The sequence below is a fragment of the Amycolatopsis sp. NPDC003676 genome, assembly GCF_053587275.1.
In genome coordinates this window covers 1-1,015 of the sequence record NZ_JBSFNS010000458.1, presented here as the reverse complement: position 1 = coordinate 1,015, position 1,015 = coordinate 1, and the positions used below count along the sequence as shown (strand labels likewise).

The following is a 1,015-nucleotide window of genomic DNA, read 5'->3' as shown; positions in this document are numbered from 1 at the left end:
CAGGTCCTGCGCAACACCTTGCTGCGGTCGCTGCAACGTGGCATCTACGCCCGGCAGGCGGCGGCTGATGAACGGCGACATCCGCTTCGGCGAGCGCCTGACCGAGCCGAAGCTGTCGACCAGATTCGGCATCTCCCGCACGCCGGTGCGCGAGGCGCTGACCATGCTCTGCTCGGACGGCCTGCTGGAACGCGAGGAATTCGGGTTCAGCCCGGTCCGGCCGAGCGTGGCCCGCATCCGCGACCTGTACGAACTCCGGCTGACGCTCGAACTGGGCGGGATGACCAGGGTGCGCACCGACCCCACCGTCACCCACGACGAACGCCTGCTGCGCGCCGAACAGCAGCGCTGGCTGACCCTGCAGGCCGACCCGCCCGCTCAGGAGCCGGGGTTCGTCGTGGTCGACGAGGAATTCCACGTCGCCCTGCTGACCGCGGCGGGCAATGCCGAGATGGTGCGCGCGCTGATCGCGGTGAACTCCCGCATCCGGCACGTGCGCATGTACGACTTCATGATCAACAACCGCATCGAGACCACGATCAGCGAGCACCTCGGCATTCTCGACGCCGTGCTCGCCGGCGAGCTCGAGCTGGCGCAGCGACTCCTGCACACCCACATCGGCGACTCGCTCGATGTCGTGCTCGACCGCATCTCGCGCGCCGTCGCCGCCATGTCCATGAGCGATTAAGGAGACCCCGCCATGTCAGCAGGACTACTCGACACCGCGACCGCGAGGGTCGCCGCGGCCTACGCGCGGATCGCCGAGGTGGACCGTCCCGAGGTCTGGATCACGCTGCGCCCGGAATCCGAACTGGTTACGGAGGCAGCGGAACTGGAGCGCCGAATCGCTGCGGGCGAGGAACTGCCGCTGGCCGGACTGCTCGTCGCCGTGAAGGACAATGTCGATGTCTCGGGCCTGCCGACCACCGCGGGCAGCACCGATCCGAGGTACGACGACCCCGGCCCGACCCGCGTCAGCAGCAACATCCCCACGCCGACCACGATCGGCCCGACC

General features: G+C 68.9%; 2 protein-coding genes. Both read left to right on the top strand.

Features of this window, described 5'->3' with window-relative positions:
* On the top strand, positions 1 to 688 hold a 688-nt coding region (locus ACWDNU_RS47225), incomplete at its 5' end, for a GntR family transcriptional regulator (protein WP_449673631.1).
* Positions 689 to 700: 12 nt separating this feature from the next.
* A partial coding sequence (locus tag ACWDNU_RS47220; RefSeq protein ID WP_449673630.1) for an amidase family protein occupies positions 701 to 1,015 on the top strand: 315 nt, incomplete at its 3' end.